This window comes from Synechococcus sp. BIOS-E4-1, from assembly GCF_014279995.1.
Taxonomy (GTDB): Bacteria; Cyanobacteriota; Cyanobacteriia; order PCC-6307; family Cyanobiaceae; genus Synechococcus_C.
The window spans coordinates 1140998-1156607 of record NZ_CP047935.1 but is presented as its reverse complement, the minus strand read 5'-3'; the positions used below and the strand labels follow the sequence as shown (position 1 = coordinate 1156607).

Below are 15610 nucleotides of genomic sequence, written 5' to 3'. Positions count from 1 at the left end.
AACTGCCAGGATCCAGTGAATTGAAAGCTCGTCACAAAAGATCCGTTGAACTAGCCGTCGATGGTGTGACCGGGTCGCCAATTCAAGGCTTGTGGGTGATGACAGGACCAGAGGCAGGGTCGGTGACTCCGAGCTCCGGCGAGAGCTCCTCGAAGAACTCGCGCACCGAATTGAGATGTTCAATCATCTGAGGCCGTGCTGCCACCAGACTCTCCTCGCTCTCCCAGAGACCGACAAAGCAGTAGGAGCGTTCGCCTGTCCTGGCCCAGTAGGCATCAAGCATCCCTTCGGGATTGACCCATTGCTCCGTCACGGCGATGAATCTGTCTTCGCAGCCTTTTTTGCAGCGGACACGAACATTGTTGAGGAACCTGGCTGCCACTTGAAATCTCAAATTCCAGCGACATTGTCAGAGCCCTGCGAAGTTGTCTGTGACCGAATGCACCTCCATGACAACAGCTGAATTCAGTAGTAACGACCTGGATATTCACCGGGGTGATCCACCCGTGTGACGCGAACCCCAGCCGCACTGCGGCCAGACAACATCAGAAGGTCGCTGCCGGAGACGACATAACCGAGCTCCTGGGCCAGCCGGGCCACCTCGTCGGCGGTAACCGCCGCCTGGACCTTGACCTGCAGGAGCGGATCACGGCCCAGACGCTCGAGAAACTGCTGAACGGGTGATGCCGTCATCGCTGCTGATGAACTGGTGCAATTGAACACGATTCCCAGCGGATGCGTGAAAGCGGATCATTGTGTGGAGAGATCGCGATTCTCGAGGCAGCTCCCATGCTGAGTTCCTTGCTCAACATTCTCTGGATCGTGCTCGGCGGTCTGATGATGGCTCTTGGCTGGTGGCTGGCCGGAGTGATCTGCGCGATCACGGTGGTGGGGCTGCCCTGGGCACGCTCCTGCTTCGTGATCGGAGGTTTCTCACTCTGGCCCTTCGGCCAGGAAGCCGTGAACCGCAGGGAGCTGCGCGGCCGCGATGATCTGGGCACCGGATCACTGGGGTTGATCGGCAACGTTCTCTGGTTTCTGGTGGCGGGATGGTGGCTGGCGATCGGCCATCTGACCTCCGCCCTGGCCTGTTTTGTGACGATCGTGGGCATCCCCTTCGGAATTCAGCACATGAAGCTGGCCCTGATTGCCCTGGCACCGGTGGGAATGACCGTTGTGCCGGTCCGCAAGCTTTGATCATTCATGATCAGCGCGGTTCAACGCGGCAGATAAAGAAAATCACGGCTGCAGCGGTCTATTGCCTCACGCACCGCCTCGAGCTCTTGTTGATCCCCTTCAAAGCGGCGTCCTGCGGGCACCACAAGCTCGCCCCTGACATCCAGATGAATGTTGCTGCTGAACCACGACGCACCTGAGGGCAGATACGCGCGGCAGCTCAAAGCTCCATCGGCCCCCTGCTTGCGCTCAATCAGCCAGCCGTTAACCCGGTCAAGCTCTGTGTAGTGATCGAGACCGGCCCAGGAGGGATCCGTCAACATCACCAACATCACCACATTCCTGAGCAGCGCATGCGTCAGAGGTGATGTGGCACTGCTGAAGCTCAAGAACGTTCCTCCTCCGTGAGGTACTCCTCAACGATGGGAGAACACTCACCACGTTCCAGGGCTGCGATCTCACGCTCGATGTTGTCGATAAACAGCTGATTGCCGTTACGCCTGGCCACTTCAAGAACAGTGCGCAGGCGCTCCAGCTGCATCTGGTTTTCGTCGTCCATTCACTGCACATCGCAATCAGGGCAGCCAATCATGGATCGCGCATCATCAGCAAGCCCGCACCAACAGAACGGCCAAACGGTCGGCGTCGCTGCAACAGTGGCAGGTCAAGATCCGTTAAAAGGGGTTGACACGAACAGCGAACATGGCCCTCAGATACGGAGTTATCGGCAGCGGATACGTCGGCACCGCCGTGGCCATGCGCATGAAAAGGGCCGGTCAGGCCGTGACTGCCACCACTCGTTCAGTGGAGAACGTGCGCGAACTGCGGCAACTGATGGATGACGTCCGCCAGCTCGACATCACCGATGCAGATCCAGACCTCTCCTTCCTTGCCGATCTGCAGGGCCTGCTGATCAGCGTGGCACCCACCAGGCAGAACGATGGCTACAGCGATGTGTTCGCCCGAGGCATGCGCAACCTTGCCGGCGCACTGAGGCGCAGAACCAGCACGCAACCCCTGCACATCACTTACATCAGCAGCGTCAGCGTGTACGGAGACCGGCAGGGAGAAGAGGCGTGGGAGCACTCATCAGTGGACTCCAGCTCGCCGGTGAACAGCATGCTTGCGTCAGCTGAAGAGCTGATGATCGACATTGACCGCCCTGACACCTCGATCTGCGTGCTGAGACTGGGCGGGATCTATGGACCCGGTCGAGACATGGTGGGCATGATCCGCGAGGCCGCCGGGCAGCAGGTGCCCAAGAACGGCAATGCCATCAATGCCTGGAGCGGCCTTGTCGACATCGCCAGAGGCGTGCAGTTCGCATCCGAACAGAAACTGACAGGCATCTACAACCTGGTCGACGACATGCAGCTCAGCCGAAGAGAACTCTCCACCCTGATCTGCGATCAGGATGGCTTGCCTCCGGTGCTCTGGAGCCACTCCAGTTCAACCAGCGAACGCAGCATGAATGCCCGTGTTTCGAACCAGAAGATCAAGGACGCCGGCTTCAAGCTGATGTCACCATCGATGCTGGAACCAGCCATCGTTTGAATCGCTGAAGCAGCGAATGATCAATCGCTGACAACAGGCTGAATGGGTATCATGCACACATCAGCTCCAACGATTGAGTCGCGATGATTTGCACAATCAATGCAAATATCATGGCGAATCAACAATCAATTGAAATCATCCGATGCGGAGGCCTTGACACGGGAAATGCCTTTTTCAGTGATCCCCTGACCAGTCATGAAACGCTCGTTGCGGACGTGACAACCAGCCTGCATGCCGAGTTGTTCTGCCATCGTCACCAAACCGACCAGTTGATGGTTTTGAGTGGCAGCATGGATCTGATCATTCTTCAGAATCGCCAGTTTCAGTTAATCCGATTGACGCAAAATGATCGAACCTGGGTCCGCATTCCGCCGAGAATTCCGCATGCCGCCATCGTCCGCAGTGATCAGGCTGCAACCGTTGTGAATGCGGTGTTACGTCATGGACCGGTTGATCCACGTGACTATCAACCCAGACCAATTCCGCGCGCATTGATGCCTCAGTGGCTGGCGCTGCAGAGCCTGGACGCCGCTAACCGATCATGCGCTGGCGCACCAGTGCATCCCACAGCCGGGTGGGGATGAACCGCTGCAGCACCAGTGCTTCCGACTGACTGCCACAGCGGTAACGGGGCTTCGGCCTGGGTGCCTCCAGAGCCGAGACGATGGTGCGGGCGACCAGCTCCGGCGAGGAAGCCTGGCGATAACCCTGATCCCATGCCATTCCCACACGACGCATCATGAGGCCCCAGACGGGGTGTAATGCCTGCCACTGCAAGGAAGCCGCACTGTTGGACGCGAAGCCGGTGCGGATCAGTCCCGGCTCCACCAGCACCACCTGCACCCCGAAGCTGTGCAGCTCCAGACGCAGAGCATCACTGATGCCCTCAAGAGCATGCTTGCTGGCGCCGTACCAGCCGGCTCCGGGCGTGACAAAACGGCCCGCAATCGATGAAAGATTGATGATGCGACCACAACGCCGTTCACGCATGGGCGGCAGCAGCATCTGGGTGAGGCCGATCAGCCCGAAAACATTGACCTCAAACATCGCCCTGGCACGCTCGACAGGCATGGTCTCCACCGGACCCGCTTCCCCGTAGCCGGCATTGTTCACCAGGGCATCCAATGCCCCTGCCTCGCGGTTGATCACATCGGCGAGCTGCCGGCGCGACCCTTCATCAGCCAGATCAAGCGGCAGCACCTCAGCACCGCGGCTGCGCAACGGCTCCATCGCCTCAAGTCGGCGGGCAGCCGCAAAGACACGCCAACCTCGATCGAGCAGCTGATGGGCCGTGGCCAGGCCGATACCACTGGAGGCACCGGTGATCAGCACACTGCGGGTTGAGCTGGATCTGGATGTTGTCATCTCATTTATGACAGGTGGCGCGGAACCGATCGGACTGACTGGTAATCCCGTGCTTGGTGCGCCGGCCGGTCACTCGCTTGCGCCAGGAACGGAAAGAACCGGACTTGAGCTCAGAACGCATCAAAGCAATCACCGCCGACTCCGGCAAACCGAACTGAAATTCGATCGCTTCGAACGGGGTGCGATCTTCCCAGGCCATCTCGATCACACGATCGATCTCCTGAGCAGTGAGCTGGTCGGGCACTCCAAGGTCCATTCAACGATCGGATCAGTGGTCGGGATGCTCAAACAGAGCCACTGCACGGTCGGACTCACTGAGTTCGCGTGCTCTGGAGACCCGATTCGACTCGGAGGCGGGCGGCACAGAAGGGAGCGCAAAAGCTTTCTCAAGCTCGGCTCTGACAGCTCCGAAGGGATAGGTCATGGATGCAGCAATGAGGCGAAGGGCCAGCGGCCCGCGCTCTTAACATTGCGAAACATTAGCCGCAGGCGCGTCCAGGTCGCCGGCCACCATCCGTCCTTCCCCGCAAACGAAACTGATTCTCAGCAGCAGATTTGCACTGCTGAATATGATTCTCAAAAGCATATCTGGGGCTCTTGAATGTGATTCTCAAAAGCATATTTTGATCGCTTAATGTTCGGTTTTCACGCATATCTTTCGCTGTTTTGTGATGTAGAACTGATGCATCCCTCCCAGAGGTTCGACATGACAAATTCAGCAACTGCTCAAGCCACCATTGCCATTCCAGTCGGTCCTGCAGGCCGCGCCATGGCCGAGCCCATGTCCAGCGAAATGCTTGATCTCATGCAGGCTCACCTCAACCTTGAGCGACAGTCCGCAGCTGCCTATTTCGCTGCTGCCATCTGGTTTGCTGAACGCGAGCTGGTCGGCTTTGCCGAGCATCTCCGCGATGAGGCCAAGCAGGAAGACCAGCACGCTGCCAAATTCGCCGATTACCTGATCTCCAGAGGTCAGCGCCCTGTGCTCGACACCGTTGAACCCCCCCGCCAGCAATGGCCTGATGTGGAGCAGGTGATCGCCAATGTCTTCCGCATGGAAGCCGACGTCACCGCCTCGGTGCTTCAGCTCTATGGCACGGCTGAGCAGGATCTCGACAGGCGCACTTCGGTGTTCCTCGATCCCATCGTTGACGGTCAGCGCCTCTCCGAGCATGAAGCCGCCTATCTGCTCGGCCGCGTCAAGTTCGCTGCCGGCAACCCTGCTGCCGTGATGATCATCGACGCCGAACTGAGGGAAGGCGAAGCCGAGCCCGCCAAGCTCGAAGGCTGATCAGCTGATCAATCTCCAACTCAGCAACAAGCCCCGCTTGAAGCGGGGCTTTTGTTTTGCGGCGGCTTCAGCGAAGAACGCATGCCGAGCTTCACGACCGGAACAGCTTGAAGAGCACCCACAGCGCAGCTGCCGCGAGCAGCCAGTGCAGCCATGACCACTGCAGCCAGACAGCCGTGATGAGGCTCACTGTGAACAGCACCAGAAATCGCGCGAGGGTCTTGCCAGGTTGAGAAGGGTCTCCACCTAAGCCAACCCCGCGTGACCACATCACTGTGGCTTAGCTCCGTAGGGTTCTCGTCACTGGCCGCTGCTTGGATGAATGTGGACAAAGACCTGCAGAAGCAGGCGCGCAAAAGCCTGCGAGGCACGGATCCCTCCATCGCCAGATACATGCAGGTGCTCGAACATGAGGTCTGTCACCTCGAGGAACTCAACGCACAACTGAACCTGAAGATCGAGGTGCTTCAACAGCAGCGTGCAGGCTGAACAGACGGCGGTGGATCAGTGTTCAGTGAACTCTGAGGATCGCGCGGATCAGATTCGGACGCTGCCGCAGTTCAGCTGTGAATTCGCGGGCCAGATCTCTGGCCTCCATCGCATCGGAGGCATAGACGCAACCTTCGAGGGTTGCTCCGCTGAGATCCCGGTAGCGCACCAGATAGCGGTTGATCGTTTGCAGTGGCGACATCAGCTGACTCCTGACCTAAGCGAAGCCGAAACGGCGAGAGGCGCTGGCCTCGAACTCGCGTCTGATCTGCACAATCGTTTCCCGGGCAAAGGCTTTCTCGTTTTCCTGCGCCGTGATGATCTGTTTGCTGAGCTGACGTAACTTCTCGATGTCCTCACAGGCATCGATCTCACGAAACGACGATTCAAGGTTGAATTTCTGCTCAACCGAAAGGCGATGGTTGGTCATGGTGCAGAGACGGCAGAAGCCTCACCAAGGTGAGACGTTGAATGACTGTTCTTCAACGATCGCCAGGCCAAAGCTCGATCGTGACAGTGAAATCCGCCCTGAGCCGAACACACGCTCAGGCTCAGAGCTTGATAAGCCGATCTCTGCAGATGCCAGCGACGGTCAGAAACCGAGCTGATTGAGGATGCCCTGGCCTGTGAGCAGTTCGGTGCCCAGACCAATCACGAAACCGAGCATTGCCAGGCGGCCATTCCAGGTTTCAGCGAAATTGACAAAGCCAAAGCGGCGTTGGGTGGTGTCAGTCATGGTTTTAGGTGCAATGGTTTCAGATGCAGAAGTGAATCAGGGAGATCAGCCGGCGCAGCTGCAACCGCAGGGCTCATGGCCATGGCAGGGCTCGCTGTTGATGTGACCGTTGGCGCAGGCTTGCGAACAGAAGAGCTGGTTGCCACGCCGCATGGCTGTGGCTTCCTCAACGGCGCAGCTGCAACCAGGACAGGCGCACTGAACAGGAACTGCTGTCATGGATGTCTCCGAGAAGGACCTTTTCGTTCTATGCCTGCCTCACTGCGCTGAGCAGAGGGGACAGCCGACCTCAGAGGTACGGTTTCAGGATCTTTCCGGACGAGTTGCAAAGAGGCAGATTCACAGGTTTTTTTTCATCTGACTCATCCACGCATCACAGAGGGCAACACATCGATCGGATATCCGTAGCCGTTGTCACCGACGCGTGCATTTGCGCTGGCCAGCATGAGTGCACCACCATTGTTGGAGTTGGACAGATGAAAGCCAACAGCAACCGTTGCCAAGACCTGAACAAACAGCTGGCCATGTACCGCGCCTTCCGCGACATGGATGGTGTGGCAGCCGTGACCCGCGAGCTGCAGATGGACGCCTGCGCCTGCCCAGTCAAGAACTGAGCCGGATCGAGAGACCCTGCATCGTCCGGCACTCCTCAATCGCCTCAACCAGCCGAGACTGCCTGGAGAACGTCAAAGTCGTTGTTCGATCAGCAACTGCTATTCCCAGGGGCTGACGCCATCCAACCGGCTGACCCGGTGCCTTTCTCCGGAAAGTCTCCCAATGGCATCCATTACATCGACAGGCCGGATGATCTGCCGGATCCCGACTCAATGGCACTATCCATTGGCTTTGATCTGGAGACGTTCAACCGTCGAACCGATCTCTGGCGACACAAGGCCAGCCTCAGCCCATCTCTCGGGGGCGAGATTCGTCTGGCTCAGCTGAAGACGGCTGACAGCAGCAGCACGCTGGTGATTGATGTGGCGGTGATCGGCCAACCGGCCGTTGATTGGCTGTGCACACTTGCGCGCAACCCTGAGCGCATGTTGGTGGGCCACAACCTCCTGTTTGAAGCCACCTTTCTGATCGCTGCAGGGATCAGACCGTTATGCCAGTGGTGGGACACGATGCTGGCCTGTCAGATCATCGGCGACTTGCCGAGCAACAGCCTGGCCGCCGCGTCTGCTCACTACCTGCATCGGGCACTCGACAAGGGTGAACAGAGCAGCGACTGGGGGAATGCCCTCACCGCCAGCCAGCTGCGCTATGCGGCTCTGGATGCCGAGATTGTTCTGCCTCTGGGGCGTGCGCTGCATCAGCAACTTGTGGCCACGCAACAGATCGCGGTACACCGGCTTGATTGCTCCATGATCAGTGCCTGCGCCGATGGTCAGGTTCGAGGTCTGGCGGTTGATATGGAGGCTGCACTCCAATCCAGAACGAAGGCTCTGAGCGAACGGGAACGGTTGGCAGCAGAGGTGCAAGAGAGACTCGGGATCGAGAATTACAGGAGTCCGGACAAGTTGCAGAACGCCCTGAGTCGTCACCTGGGCGAACCGATCGACAACACCAAAGACCGGACTCTGAACTCTTTCCTGCCCGATCCTGTGATCGGGCAACTGCTTCAGCTGAAGGCGCTGGATCAGGAACTGAAAGAAGTGAACTGGCTGCTTGAAGAAGCCAGGCTCACGGATGGCCGGGTCCGTCCCCACTACCGGATCATTGGTGCCAGCACTGGTCGCATGAGCACCAGTGCCCTGATCCGCGAAACCAGCAGTCACGTTCCCTCCGATACCGAGCGGTTCAAAACAGGCCAGAGACAAGGCGAACCCAAAGCCGTGAAACTCGGGCAGTGTGGGTTCAATTTCCAGGGCATCACCGGCGATCGCAAAAAAGCACTCGGCACCGGCAACCCCAACAGCGTGTTGATGGACCTCGACTGGTCATCCATTGAGATCCGTCTCCAGGCCAGCCCAAGGCTTTACAACGACGATGGCCAGCGCAGGATCCTGCTGGAGGGCATCGACCCGCATTCCTACATCGCCAGTCAGGCCTGCGGAAGAGAGATCAGCAAAGCGGATCCGGAGCGCTCAACGATTGGGAAACGCGCCAATTTCGCCCTGGCCTACGGCTGCGGGCTGTCAGGTGTTCGCAAATTGCTTTCCCGAGCTCGCGGTGAGCAGGTCACGGAGATGGAAGCCCACAAGGTTTACGACGCCTGGCATCGCCTGCACCCGCAGATGAGCCAGGAAATGGAGAAGTTCTCCAGCGAGACGGTGACTGAAGTGCGCAGTATTGCCGGACGACGAATGACATTCCGCAGCAACCAGGCAGGCCCGGATGGCACCAGAGCGATGCAGCCGCTGGGACGAACAAACGGAATCAACTTTCCTGTTCAGGGCTCTGGTCGCGATCTGCTCGCCGCTGCACTCGGTGACCTTTGGCCTGCGCTGGATCGCTTCTCAGGTGTTCACATCGTTGGCCTGATTCATGATGAGATTCTTCTCGAGGTTCCACGGGATCTGGTGGAGGAAGTGAAGGCCGTCGCCTTGGCCTCGATGACCTCCGAGAAGCTTCAGAACCAGTACCTGGGTGACATTCCACTGCAGGCGGAATGCAACATTGCAGAGAGCTGGGGAGAGGCTCACTGAGAAGGTCGCATTCATCGACTGAGCTAAATCCTTACAGGCATGGGACAGGTTTCTGCGAGCTCATCCGCTACATCCGCCAAAGAGGAGATCCACGAAAGGTTCAGGGCAAGACAAGCTCAAGACTTGTTATTCATGGGCAGCAAGGTATAAATATGGTTGACGAATTCATTTATCTGAAATGCTCACCGGCGCCGATCTACTGTCCAAGGTCAAAGAACTAGGTGATGTATCCAAAACTGATCTGGCAACTGCCTGTGGGTATGTCTCAAAGAAGAAAGACGGTTCTGACCGGGTGAACTTCACCGCGTTCTACGAAGCACTGCTGAATGCCAAGGGCATCGAACTCGGTGGTGGTTCTGCCGGCATGGGCAAAGGTGGTCGCAAACTCAGCTACACCGCCAAAGTGCAAGGCAACGGCAACCTCCTGGTTGGCAAGGCTTACACAGCCATGCTGGATCTTGCTCCTGGCGATGAATTCGAAATCAAGCTGGGCAAGAAGGCGATCCGCCTGATTCCTGTCGGAGGCGAGGAAGAAGGCGAGGAGTGATCAGGCCACAAGAGCCGATCACCACTCAGTTGTTCGAAAGCAGGGTTGCTGTCAGCCCTGCTTTTTAATGTATCAACCAGAGGAAAGGGCCCCATGGCCAATCAACTAAAGTGATGTCCCAGAGCAGATCTTCGGTGAGTACAGAACGACTCCATTGGAAAGACTTATCTCTTCAAGAGCTGGAGCATGTTCTGAAATCGGAAGAGGTCACAGGTGAACCGGAAGATTATGAGTACATCAGGCAGGACGGAACCTTGCATGTGCTCAACGATGAGTGTTCCATCGAAATTTCAGTGTCTCCGGCAAAGGAGCAACCAGACGGATCAACTCCGGTTGAGCCCAAGGGCTGAGCCATTGAAGTCGATCAACCGGTCCAGAGTTTCAATCACAGTTGAGTAGACCTTGCTGAGCCTGATTCCCCCTATTTATCTGGCGGCACTGGGCCTGGGGCTGGCAGCAATTGTTGTGGTCCTCTTTTATTCCTTCACTCGAACAACCAACTACGAAATGCAGGAGAAGCTGAAGAAAGCTCAGCTCAGGAAGCAACGGCAGCAAGCCAAAGATCTTTAAGCCATGATTTCTTGTTCGACCACCCAATGCTGAAGGTTGAGCTTCGTGCAGCCAGAATTCCAGGATTGCCAGGCCTGGCTGCAGACCACTATTGGCTGCTCGTGATTCGTGGTGCTGAAGCCAGCGATCTACAGACTTGTGATCGCTGGGAAATCTGGCAATTCGCACGCCAGAATCAGTCCTGCTGGGGGCATCTTCACAAGAACCTTCTGGCTCCCTGCCAGGGTGTTGGCAGTGGTCCATCACATTTAATCGAGCAATGGATGGGTGATGATGCTTTGAGCATGGCGGCGAAGATTGAATCCTCCCCCAGCAACTACCCCTTCAAAGAAAGCTACAGATACTGGCCCGGCCCGAACAGCAACACGTTTGCGCAATGGATCGTTCGCGAAAAAATGAATCTCGGCAAACGAGCGGTCGGCAAAAGTTTCCCTGTTCCAGACACCATCTGATGACGATGGCAGCCAGGTCCAGAAGGCATCACTGCTCGAGCGCCTGAATCAACCGATCTTTCGCCTGAATGATCTGAGTCATCTGCTCAGCAGTGCCACCCAGATCCGGATGAGCCTTTCTGGCAGTGAGCTTGTAGGCAGCCTTGATGGTCTGGACAGTGAGATTGCCTTCGGCTGGCAGGCCCAGCAATCGGCGATCCGCCTCAATGCCAGGTCTGCCAGCCATCCTGTCCGTGAGCTCAGACCACCATTGATCGGTATTTCGAGCCTGCTCCGACTGGTGAACGGCGAAACCGCACCATGCCAGACACTCAGCGGTGTTCTGTGGAGGGTCTCCTTCAAGTGTTGCCAGACGCAGGGCGACTCCCCAGAACAAACAGCGTCGGATGACGTTGTCTTCGGGAGAGCCACTGGATGTGAAGTCAAAGACCTTGGCGTAGGGGATCAGATCTTCAAGTTCAGACCAGACCCGCTCATCGATCCTGTCGTGACCGTTGAGACCAACAGTTTCCAAAGCAGTCAGCAGGAAACGCGTTGCTGCATCGCGAGTCGTCATCTGCGGAGCAGATTCAACAGCGCCGTCGATCGCCCTGAGCCGATCCGGTGTGGCCCACTGCTTCATTCGCTGAATGTGTTCAGCCAGCAGAGCAGCTTCTTCAGGAACCTGACGTCTGTGGTGTTCAAGCAGATCAAGCAGCGCCTGCTTGCCTGCATCAGACAAGGGTCGGTCACGGTCCATCTTCTGCTCGATTTTGAAAATATTGATCTGCTTGGCAGTGACACCCGGCAAGTCACTGGCGTCTTTTCTGCAGATCTCCCATCGCCTGGCCTGAAGACGGGCTGCATCCCGGTCATAGAACTCCGAGCGGTCAAGACGGTCCTGCTTTGCAGCGTGCCGCTCAGCCCGGGGCGGTTGTGCTGGAGAAGCCGAACAGCCAGTCACCAGCTGATCGATCACCTCGCCGCGGGCCACTCCCCATTGCTGGGCAAGAGTGTCGAGCAGCTCGATGGTCCGGGGCTGGAGCCAGACCTCAAGACGCCTCGCCCCAGGACTGTCTGATGGTCCGAAACGAGCACCAGCACTGCGTTTTGAGGGCATGGTATTCATCGTGATCTCCCGGATCAATTCAACCGGTCGGACGACTGCTGATCGCACCTGCTTGTCAGCTCAAAGGGAGGACTGAGGGCTGCCGCCATCCAGGCTGAGCTGGTCTGAGCTGCGGTTGGCATTGATGCTCTCAGCAAGAGAATGCAGAGGGCATCAATGCCAAGCCTTCCAACAGATGTGCCATAGATGGTTTCCCTGGCAATCATCTGGTCATTAAAAACCTAAAACCCAGGGTTAATTTAACCCAGCTGCACGAAACACATGTCGATGGAGGAATTGAAAAGATTTTTAGTTGCCATGCGAGCCGACAAGACGCTATATGAAAAGGTTTCAAGTTTTGCGACTGCGAACGAGATCGCTTCGATCGCCACCAAGCTGGGATTTGAATTCACTGAAACCGAATTAAAATCAATTTCCAATCAGAATATTGAAGGTGTAAAGATCAAGAGACAAGACACTACACCTTCGTACAATTTTGGTGAGGGCGGCAACTGAGAACCCATCGATATCAGTCAGGTATCAGGTATTCAAGAAGCAACGAAAAACTCCACAGACCAGCAACGGCGATTAATCCCAACAGAATCAAAGTGGTGGGATTCACCACATCGACAGATTGCTCAGGCAACTCCTTGATTGCATTGCTTTCAATTTGATTTTGCACAAGACTGTTAACAACTAATCACATGCTATGCCATGACTCAGGATTAAAGTATTGCCCGATACCTACGACACTTTTAACGCGGCATTGAGCGGCAATTCAATTCCGAGCCAGTAGCTTTCGACAATTTTTCTCGTCGCTTCCTGTCAAGCTCTTCACAAACAACAACAAACACGCCTGTTCATCCAGAAGACGACACGGACCGAGGTCTTCAGCGAACTTTTCAGGCCTTCAGGGGGCAAACGAGTCGCCATGAAGACGAACAGTGGGGTCCCAGCTCCTAGCGGCGCCGACGGCTCATTTCATGCTTCGATGTTTCACTGAAGGCTGTGAATAAAACAACAACCACCGCGGCAAGGCCCAGGCCAAGAAAAACGAGATAATAGGAAGGCAGAATACTCAGCATTGAAGTCAATGTTTTGACGATTTTAGTCAGAACCCAAAAAAGCCAGCACGTACATTGATACTCAACGCCGATCAATCTATTTTTTGAATTTGCATTATTTTCCAGCCATCTGTTGTCGATGTATGGCCTGACCTGATCATCAGTGCTGGAGCAGCAATCCCTGTGACAACACGGTTGCAGCGGCGCTCAGAGCAACCAGGCCATCATGGCCCGACCTCCGCGCAGGCGAAGCAAAGCTGATCCGAGCTGGTTGATCACCCCATCGGGGTTGATCGATCACTGCAGGATTCCCGCATGATTTCCCAGAATTGAAGTTGACCCGGAACATCCAGCAGAAGAGCTGACAAACACTGGTGTCATGTTCAACGTGTAAGGACCTGGGTCATCCAAATGCTTTCCATGAGATCACCTGCCATCGCCTTGTTTGCCGTCGCGCAGGCCTTCACCGTTGGCGCGTTGCCAGGCCAGGCCGCTCAAGACTGTGGACCAGGCGCTCACTGGGTTCAGACAGGGCCCATGCTCGGTTCCGGCTATTGCAAGCCCAAGCACCGCAAGGACCATTTCGTTTGCGCCATCGGCTATCACTACGCAGGACAAGGACGTTGTGTTCGTAATGGTCCCTGGTGGACGGGCCGCAGACCGGTGAACTGGGGGCCTTATTACGAGCCACGAAACAAGTCAGGCAGCGTCACCTTTGAAGGACCAAATGGAGGCGAGGTCAAGCTGAGATGGTGATCCGCAGCAACAATGAGATGAACCCTTTCCAGGTGTGTCCGGAGGCTCACAGTGTGATTTTTTTATTATTACAAAAAGAGACCAATTAATTCACTGGTAACAGGCCTGTCTGAGCAGGAAATAAATCATTGATTGGTATTACTTCACGACAATCTGAACCAGCCGTGAAATCTTCTTGCGATGCCAGGATATTCATTCAGGCTGAGGGTATGAACTCTGAATTCACGATTCGCCCCGTTGAACCAGTTGACATTCCACTGATCAACAACTGGGCTCGCAGTGAAGGATTTGCCCCCGGAACAGGAGATGTTGGAATCTATCGCCAGACCGACCGCCAGGGAATCTGGACGGGTTGCCTGGGTGAAGAACCGATCGGATGCATTGCAGGCATTCGTTACAACCATGCCTACGGTTTCATCGGGCTCTACATCGTGCGCCCGGATCAGAGAGGCCGAGGCTATGGAGTGAAACTCTGGAAAGTAGCTCTCGATCACCTCCATGACGTGAGCTGCATTGGGCTTGAAGCAGCAGAAAACAGGATTGATGATTACTCAAACTGGGGTTTTCAACCTGCTTCAACAACGACACGTTGGCAGCTTGAGGTTGACTCACTTCCCCACCAGCTCAGATCAACGGAAGGACCGGAAGAGCTCAGATTGATTCACGGAGATGATATCCCTGAACCCAAAATCCAGAGCTACGACGCCGATTGTGAACTCAATCCCAGACCACACTTTCTGTCGGACTGGCTAAAGCACCCAGCCGGCACTGTGACGGCACTGCTCGACAGCAAGGATGACTGCCATGGTTTTGCCCGAATCCGTCCATGCCTGCTCAGTAATGAAGCCGGCTGGCGCATCGGCCCCTTGTTGGCTGATTCGCCTGAACTGGCGGAGCTGTTGATCAGGGATCTTCTCAGTGCAAGACAGGGATTGGTGATCATTGATTCGCCGGGGGGCAATGCATTGGCCGCACCGATGCTGCAGAAACTTGGTTTCACAGCGTCCGGACGCACGCTGCGGATGTACCGGGGGGTGATGCCCTCCCGGAAACTGGATGAGGTGTACGGGCTTGCCTGCCTTGAGCTTGGCTGAGGCCTGAGAAAACCGGCAAGCCAGACCAGTGATCAAGGGCAGAACAGATCCCCGTATGGGGTTGAACCTGATGATCGGAAGTGAGCGTCAGCAATGGTCTGATGGCAACGGATCAGAGACCCAGCGCCATCAGCAGTCCCTGGTGAAGCAAGGCTTCGGTGCCGATCAGCGCAATGAAGCCCAGCATCGCCAGACGTCCGTTCAGGCGTTCAGCTTTCGCCAGTCGCTCACGGCGCATCTGAGCTGCGGCAAGGTCCTGCCAGTAGCGCTCATCAGCCAGAAGGGTTGCAGTTGTCATGGGTGTCTCCGTGTGGGACCAGACAGGTCTATGCCCACCGGAGCTGGCTCGGAAGCAGGGACAGCCGCCCATGCAGGTTCGGTTTCAGGACCTATGGCGCAGGATTGATCGGGAGCATATTCGCCACTTCCGACCCGCTGCTGAGCGGGATTGAACGGTGTTGGCGGCCATTATTCGTTCGTTGAATGATGTCGGCGACACATCAACTGGCCCAGCTGAGGTGGCAGCTTTGAAGTCCAATGAGTCAGAGGTGGCTGATTGGTCGTTCGGGCGCTGGTGGGACAGCGCCAGGACGTTATGGCATCCGCAAATGATTCAGTGAATGGGATGCATTTCACCTGCGCTGGTGATTCAGCTGATGCAAGGCTTTTCGGGCAGCTGTTGCCAGGTTGTGAGTCCAATCTGATGGTCGATTGGTCGCCTAGGTGGGACCGGTGCTGAACGACTCAGCGCCGGGCTAGGCCGGATGCAGCCAAGCCTGCG

At 56.5% G+C, this 15610-nt stretch carries 28 protein-coding genes; 13 read left to right on the top strand and 15 right to left on the bottom strand.

Features of this window, described 5'->3' with window-relative positions; translation table 11 throughout:
• Positions 1 to 82: 82 nt before the first annotated feature.
• Positions 83 to 382, bottom strand: coding sequence for a hypothetical protein (locus tag SynBIOSE41_RS05935; RefSeq protein WP_186540000.1), 300 nt, complete (start codon positions 380 to 382; stop codon positions 83 to 85).
• Positions 383 to 465: 83 nt separating this feature from the next.
• On the bottom strand, positions 466 to 693 hold the full coding sequence (locus SynBIOSE41_RS05930; protein ID WP_186539999.1) for a Nif11-like leader peptide family natural product precursor: 228 nt from the start codon (positions 691 to 693) through the stop codon (positions 466 to 468).
• 96 nt (positions 694 to 789) lie between these two features.
• On the opposite strand from SynBIOSE41_RS05930, the gene SynBIOSE41_RS05925 reads away from it, so the two are divergent.
• Positions 790 to 1197: a YccF domain-containing protein gene (locus SynBIOSE41_RS05925; protein ID WP_186540875.1), complete on the top strand. Its 408-nt coding sequence runs from the start codon at positions 790 to 792 to the stop codon at positions 1195 to 1197.
• A gap of 20 nt (positions 1198 to 1217) precedes the next feature.
• Here the strand turns inward: SynBIOSE41_RS05925 and SynBIOSE41_RS05920 are convergent, their stop codons facing one another.
• Together SynBIOSE41_RS05920 and SynBIOSE41_RS05915 are read right to left on the bottom strand one after the other, a co-directional pair.
• Positions 1218 to 1565, bottom strand: coding sequence for a hypothetical protein (locus SynBIOSE41_RS05920; protein ID WP_186539998.1), 348 nt, complete (start codon positions 1563 to 1565; stop codon positions 1218 to 1220).
• Positions 1562 to 1735, bottom strand: a complete 174-nt coding sequence (locus SynBIOSE41_RS05915) for a hypothetical protein (protein ID WP_186539997.1) — start codon at positions 1733 to 1735, stop codon at positions 1562 to 1564. The genes SynBIOSE41_RS05920 and SynBIOSE41_RS05915 overlap by 4 nt, the downstream gene beginning before the upstream one ends.
• A 143-nt stretch (positions 1736 to 1878) precedes the next feature.
• Between SynBIOSE41_RS05915 and SynBIOSE41_RS05910 the strand changes: the two genes are divergently transcribed.
• Together SynBIOSE41_RS05910 and SynBIOSE41_RS05905 are read left to right on the top strand one after the other, a co-directional pair.
• Positions 1879 to 2730 carry an NAD-dependent epimerase/dehydratase family protein gene (locus SynBIOSE41_RS05910; protein WP_186539996.1) on the top strand — a complete coding sequence of 284 codons (852 nt, stop codon included), beginning with the start codon at positions 1879 to 1881 and terminating at the stop codon, positions 2728 to 2730.
• Positions 2731 to 2840: 110 nt separating this feature from the next.
• On the top strand, positions 2841 to 3314 hold the full coding sequence (locus SynBIOSE41_RS05905; protein ID WP_186539995.1) for a cupin domain-containing protein: 474 nt from the start codon (positions 2841 to 2843) through the stop codon (positions 3312 to 3314).
• Here the strand turns inward: SynBIOSE41_RS05905 and SynBIOSE41_RS05900 are convergent.
• The 3 genes from SynBIOSE41_RS05900 to SynBIOSE41_RS05890 are packed head-to-tail and all read right to left on the bottom strand — an operon-like array spanning position 3262 to position 4519.
• Positions 3262 to 4095 carry an SDR family NAD(P)-dependent oxidoreductase gene (locus SynBIOSE41_RS05900; RefSeq protein WP_186539994.1) on the bottom strand — a complete coding sequence of 278 codons (834 nt, stop codon included), beginning with the start codon at positions 4093 to 4095 and terminating at the stop codon, positions 3262 to 3264. The two genes, SynBIOSE41_RS05905 and SynBIOSE41_RS05900, sit on opposite strands and share 53 nt — an antisense overlap.
• A 1-nt stretch (position 4096) precedes the next feature.
• Positions 4097 to 4351, bottom strand: a complete 255-nt coding sequence (locus SynBIOSE41_RS05895; protein ID WP_186539993.1) for a TIGR03643 family protein — start codon at positions 4349 to 4351, stop codon at positions 4097 to 4099.
• 12 nt (positions 4352 to 4363) lie between these two features.
• Positions 4364 to 4519 carry a hypothetical protein gene (locus SynBIOSE41_RS05890; protein ID WP_186539992.1) on the bottom strand — a complete coding sequence of 52 codons (156 nt, stop codon included), beginning with the start codon at positions 4517 to 4519 and terminating at the stop codon, positions 4364 to 4366.
• Positions 4520 to 4801: 282 nt separating this feature from the next.
• Here SynBIOSE41_RS05890 and SynBIOSE41_RS05885 point away from each other — a divergent pair, with 282 nt between their 5' ends.
• The gene (locus SynBIOSE41_RS05885; RefSeq protein ID WP_186539991.1) at positions 4802 to 5386 is read left to right on the top strand and encodes a ferritin; all 585 of its coding nucleotides are present in this window, start codon (positions 4802 to 4804) and stop codon (positions 5384 to 5386) included.
• A 91-nt stretch (positions 5387 to 5477) separates the two neighbouring features.
• On the opposite strand, the gene SynBIOSE41_RS05880 is transcribed toward SynBIOSE41_RS05885, so the two are convergent.
• On the bottom strand, positions 5478 to 5657 hold the full coding sequence (locus tag SynBIOSE41_RS05880) for a hypothetical protein (RefSeq protein WP_186539990.1): 180 nt from the start codon (positions 5655 to 5657) through the stop codon (positions 5478 to 5480).
• Positions 5658 to 5704: 47 nt separating this feature from the next.
• Here SynBIOSE41_RS05880 and SynBIOSE41_RS05875 point away from each other — a divergent pair, with 47 nt between their 5' ends.
• A complete protein-coding gene (locus SynBIOSE41_RS05875) occupies positions 5705 to 5875 on the top strand; it encodes a hypothetical protein (RefSeq protein ID WP_186539989.1) in 171 nt (56 codons plus the stop codon).
• A 22-nt stretch (positions 5876 to 5897) separates the two neighbouring features.
• Here the strand turns inward: SynBIOSE41_RS05875 and SynBIOSE41_RS05870 are convergent, their stop codons facing one another.
• From SynBIOSE41_RS05870 to SynBIOSE41_RS05850, 5 genes are all read right to left on the bottom strand, one after another.
• Positions 5898 to 6077, bottom strand: a complete 180-nt coding sequence (locus SynBIOSE41_RS05870; RefSeq protein ID WP_186539988.1) for a hypothetical protein — start codon at positions 6075 to 6077, stop codon at positions 5898 to 5900.
• A 15-nt stretch (positions 6078 to 6092) separates the two neighbouring features.
• On the bottom strand, positions 6093 to 6305 hold the full coding sequence (locus SynBIOSE41_RS05865; protein ID WP_186539987.1) for a hypothetical protein: 213 nt from the start codon (positions 6303 to 6305) through the stop codon (positions 6093 to 6095).
• A gap of 162 nt (positions 6306 to 6467) precedes the next feature.
• Positions 6468 to 6611, bottom strand: a complete 144-nt coding sequence (locus tag SynBIOSE41_RS05860; protein WP_066907841.1) for a chlorophyll a/b-binding protein — start codon at positions 6609 to 6611, stop codon at positions 6468 to 6470.
• Positions 6612 to 6656: 45 nt separating this feature from the next.
• Positions 6657 to 6830 (bottom strand): conjugal transfer protein TrbI, encoded by a 174-nt coding sequence (locus SynBIOSE41_RS05855; protein WP_186539986.1) that lies wholly within the window; start codon positions 6828 to 6830, stop codon positions 6657 to 6659.
• Between the two features lie 143 nt (positions 6831 to 6973).
• A complete protein-coding gene (locus SynBIOSE41_RS05850) occupies positions 6974 to 7264 on the bottom strand; it encodes a hypothetical protein (protein WP_186539985.1) in 291 nt (96 codons plus the stop codon).
• Between the two features lie 42 nt (positions 7265 to 7306).
• Here SynBIOSE41_RS05850 and SynBIOSE41_RS05845 point away from each other — a divergent pair, with 42 nt between their 5' ends.
• The 5 genes from SynBIOSE41_RS05845 (at position 7307) to SynBIOSE41_RS05825 (ending at position 10828) form a co-directional block, all read left to right on the top strand.
• The gene (locus SynBIOSE41_RS05845) at positions 7307 to 9259 is read left to right on the top strand and encodes a DNA polymerase (protein WP_186539984.1); all 1953 of its coding nucleotides are present in this window, start codon (positions 7307 to 7309) and stop codon (positions 9257 to 9259) included.
• 178 nt (positions 9260 to 9437) lie between these two features.
• Positions 9438 to 9806 carry an AbrB family transcriptional regulator gene (locus SynBIOSE41_RS05840; RefSeq protein ID WP_186539983.1) on the top strand — a complete coding sequence of 123 codons (369 nt, stop codon included), beginning with the start codon at positions 9438 to 9440 and terminating at the stop codon, positions 9804 to 9806.
• 113 nt (positions 9807 to 9919) lie between these two features.
• On the top strand, positions 9920 to 10156 hold the full coding sequence (locus tag SynBIOSE41_RS05835; RefSeq protein ID WP_186539982.1) for a hypothetical protein: 237 nt from the start codon (positions 9920 to 9922) through the stop codon (positions 10154 to 10156).
• Between the two features lie 52 nt (positions 10157 to 10208).
• Entirely contained in the window at positions 10209 to 10376 is a 168-nt protein-coding gene (locus tag SynBIOSE41_RS05830) for a hypothetical protein (RefSeq protein ID WP_156486813.1), read from the top strand.
• 11 nt (positions 10377 to 10387) lie between these two features.
• The gene (locus SynBIOSE41_RS05825; protein WP_255475972.1) at positions 10388 to 10828 is read left to right on the top strand and encodes a DUF3750 domain-containing protein; all 441 of its coding nucleotides are present in this window, start codon (positions 10388 to 10390) and stop codon (positions 10826 to 10828) included.
• 28 nt (positions 10829 to 10856) lie between these two features.
• Here SynBIOSE41_RS05825 and SynBIOSE41_RS05820 read toward each other — a convergent pair whose 3' ends face one another.
• Positions 10857 to 11927, bottom strand: a complete 1071-nt coding sequence (locus SynBIOSE41_RS05820; RefSeq protein WP_186539981.1) for a hypothetical protein — start codon at positions 11925 to 11927, stop codon at positions 10857 to 10859.
• Between the two features lie 270 nt (positions 11928 to 12197).
• On the opposite strand from SynBIOSE41_RS05820, the gene SynBIOSE41_RS05815 reads away from it, so the two are divergent.
• The 3 genes from SynBIOSE41_RS05815 to SynBIOSE41_RS05805 all read left to right on the top strand — a co-directional run bounded on the left by SynBIOSE41_RS05815 (position 12198) and on the right by SynBIOSE41_RS05805 (position 14829).
• The gene (locus SynBIOSE41_RS05815) at positions 12198 to 12431 is read left to right on the top strand and encodes a Nif11-like leader peptide family natural product precursor (protein WP_186539980.1); all 234 of its coding nucleotides are present in this window, start codon (positions 12198 to 12200) and stop codon (positions 12429 to 12431) included.
• Positions 12432 to 13399: 968 nt separating this feature from the next.
• Positions 13400 to 13735, top strand: coding sequence for a hypothetical protein (locus tag SynBIOSE41_RS05810; RefSeq protein WP_255475971.1), 336 nt, complete (start codon positions 13400 to 13402; stop codon positions 13733 to 13735).
• Positions 13736 to 13944: 209 nt separating this feature from the next.
• Positions 13945 to 14829, top strand: coding sequence for a GNAT family N-acetyltransferase (locus SynBIOSE41_RS05805; RefSeq protein ID WP_186539978.1), 885 nt, complete (start codon positions 13945 to 13947; stop codon positions 14827 to 14829).
• A gap of 112 nt (positions 14830 to 14941) precedes the next feature.
• Here SynBIOSE41_RS05805 and SynBIOSE41_RS05800 read toward each other — a convergent pair whose 3' ends face one another.
• Positions 14942 to 15127 carry a chlorophyll a/b-binding protein gene (locus tag SynBIOSE41_RS05800; RefSeq protein ID WP_066907876.1) on the bottom strand — a complete coding sequence of 62 codons (186 nt, stop codon included), beginning with the start codon at positions 15125 to 15127 and terminating at the stop codon, positions 14942 to 14944.
• Positions 15128 to 15610: the final 483 nt, after the last annotated feature.

What these genes read in the sequence shown, in the direction of transcription:
- SynBIOSE41_RS05805 (WP_186539978.1), top strand. Translation starts at nt 13,945, where the DNA reads ATGAACTCTGAATTCACGATTCGCCCCGTTGAACCAGTTGACATTCCA.
- SynBIOSE41_RS05905 (WP_186539995.1), top strand. Translation starts at nt 2,841, where the DNA reads ATGGCGAATCAACAATCAATTGAAATCATCCGATGCGGAGGCCTTGAC.
- SynBIOSE41_RS05890 (WP_186539992.1), bottom strand. Translation starts at nt 4,519, where the DNA reads ATGACCTATCCCTTCGGAGCTGTCAGAGCCGAGCTTGAGAAAGCTTTT.
- SynBIOSE41_RS05835 (WP_186539982.1), top strand. Translation starts at nt 9,920, where the DNA reads ATGTCCCAGAGCAGATCTTCGGTGAGTACAGAACGACTCCATTGGAAA.
- SynBIOSE41_RS05895 (WP_186539993.1), bottom strand. Translation starts at nt 4,351, where the DNA reads ATGGACCTTGGAGTGCCCGACCAGCTCACTGCTCAGGAGATCGATCGT.
- SynBIOSE41_RS05800 (WP_066907876.1), bottom strand. Translation starts at nt 15,127, where the DNA reads ATGACAACTGCAACCCTTCTGGCTGATGAGCGCTACTGGCAGGACCTT.
- SynBIOSE41_RS05860 (WP_066907841.1), bottom strand. Translation starts at nt 6,611, where the DNA reads ATGACTGACACCACCCAACGCCGCTTTGGCTTTGTCAATTTCGCTGAA.
- SynBIOSE41_RS05900 (WP_186539994.1), bottom strand. Translation starts at nt 4,095, where the DNA reads ATGACAACATCCAGATCCAGCTCAACCCGCAGTGTGCTGATCACCGGT.
- SynBIOSE41_RS05910 (WP_186539996.1), top strand. Translation starts at nt 1,879, where the DNA reads ATGGCCCTCAGATACGGAGTTATCGGCAGCGGATACGTCGGCACCGCC.
- SynBIOSE41_RS05870 (WP_186539988.1), bottom strand. Translation starts at nt 6,077, where the DNA reads ATGTCGCCACTGCAAACGATCAACCGCTATCTGGTGCGCTACCGGGAT.
- SynBIOSE41_RS05840 (WP_186539983.1), top strand. Translation starts at nt 9,438, where the DNA reads ATGCTCACCGGCGCCGATCTACTGTCCAAGGTCAAAGAACTAGGTGAT.
- SynBIOSE41_RS05925 (WP_186540875.1), top strand. Translation starts at nt 790, where the DNA reads ATGCTGAGTTCCTTGCTCAACATTCTCTGGATCGTGCTCGGCGGTCTG.
- SynBIOSE41_RS05855 (WP_186539986.1), bottom strand. Translation starts at nt 6,830, where the DNA reads ATGACAGCAGTTCCTGTTCAGTGCGCCTGTCCTGGTTGCAGCTGCGCC.
- SynBIOSE41_RS05820 (WP_186539981.1), bottom strand. Translation starts at nt 11,927, where the DNA reads ATGCCCTCAAAACGCAGTGCTGGTGCTCGTTTCGGACCATCAGACAGT.
- SynBIOSE41_RS05875 (WP_186539989.1), top strand. Translation starts at nt 5,705, where the DNA reads ATGAATGTGGACAAAGACCTGCAGAAGCAGGCGCGCAAAAGCCTGCGA.
- SynBIOSE41_RS05810 (WP_255475971.1), top strand. Translation starts at nt 13,400, where the DNA reads ATGAGATCACCTGCCATCGCCTTGTTTGCCGTCGCGCAGGCCTTCACC.
- SynBIOSE41_RS05880 (WP_186539990.1), bottom strand. Translation starts at nt 5,657, where the DNA reads ATGTGGTCACGCGGGGTTGGCTTAGGTGGAGACCCTTCTCAACCTGGC.
- SynBIOSE41_RS05915 (WP_186539997.1), bottom strand. Translation starts at nt 1,735, where the DNA reads ATGGACGACGAAAACCAGATGCAGCTGGAGCGCCTGCGCACTGTTCTT.
- SynBIOSE41_RS05930 (WP_186539999.1), bottom strand. Translation starts at nt 693, where the DNA reads ATGACGGCATCACCCGTTCAGCAGTTTCTCGAGCGTCTGGGCCGTGAT.
- SynBIOSE41_RS05815 (WP_186539980.1), top strand. Translation starts at nt 12,198, where the DNA reads ATGTCGATGGAGGAATTGAAAAGATTTTTAGTTGCCATGCGAGCCGAC.
- SynBIOSE41_RS05865 (WP_186539987.1), bottom strand. Translation starts at nt 6,305, where the DNA reads ATGACCAACCATCGCCTTTCGGTTGAGCAGAAATTCAACCTTGAATCG.
- SynBIOSE41_RS05885 (WP_186539991.1), top strand. Translation starts at nt 4,802, where the DNA reads ATGACAAATTCAGCAACTGCTCAAGCCACCATTGCCATTCCAGTCGGT.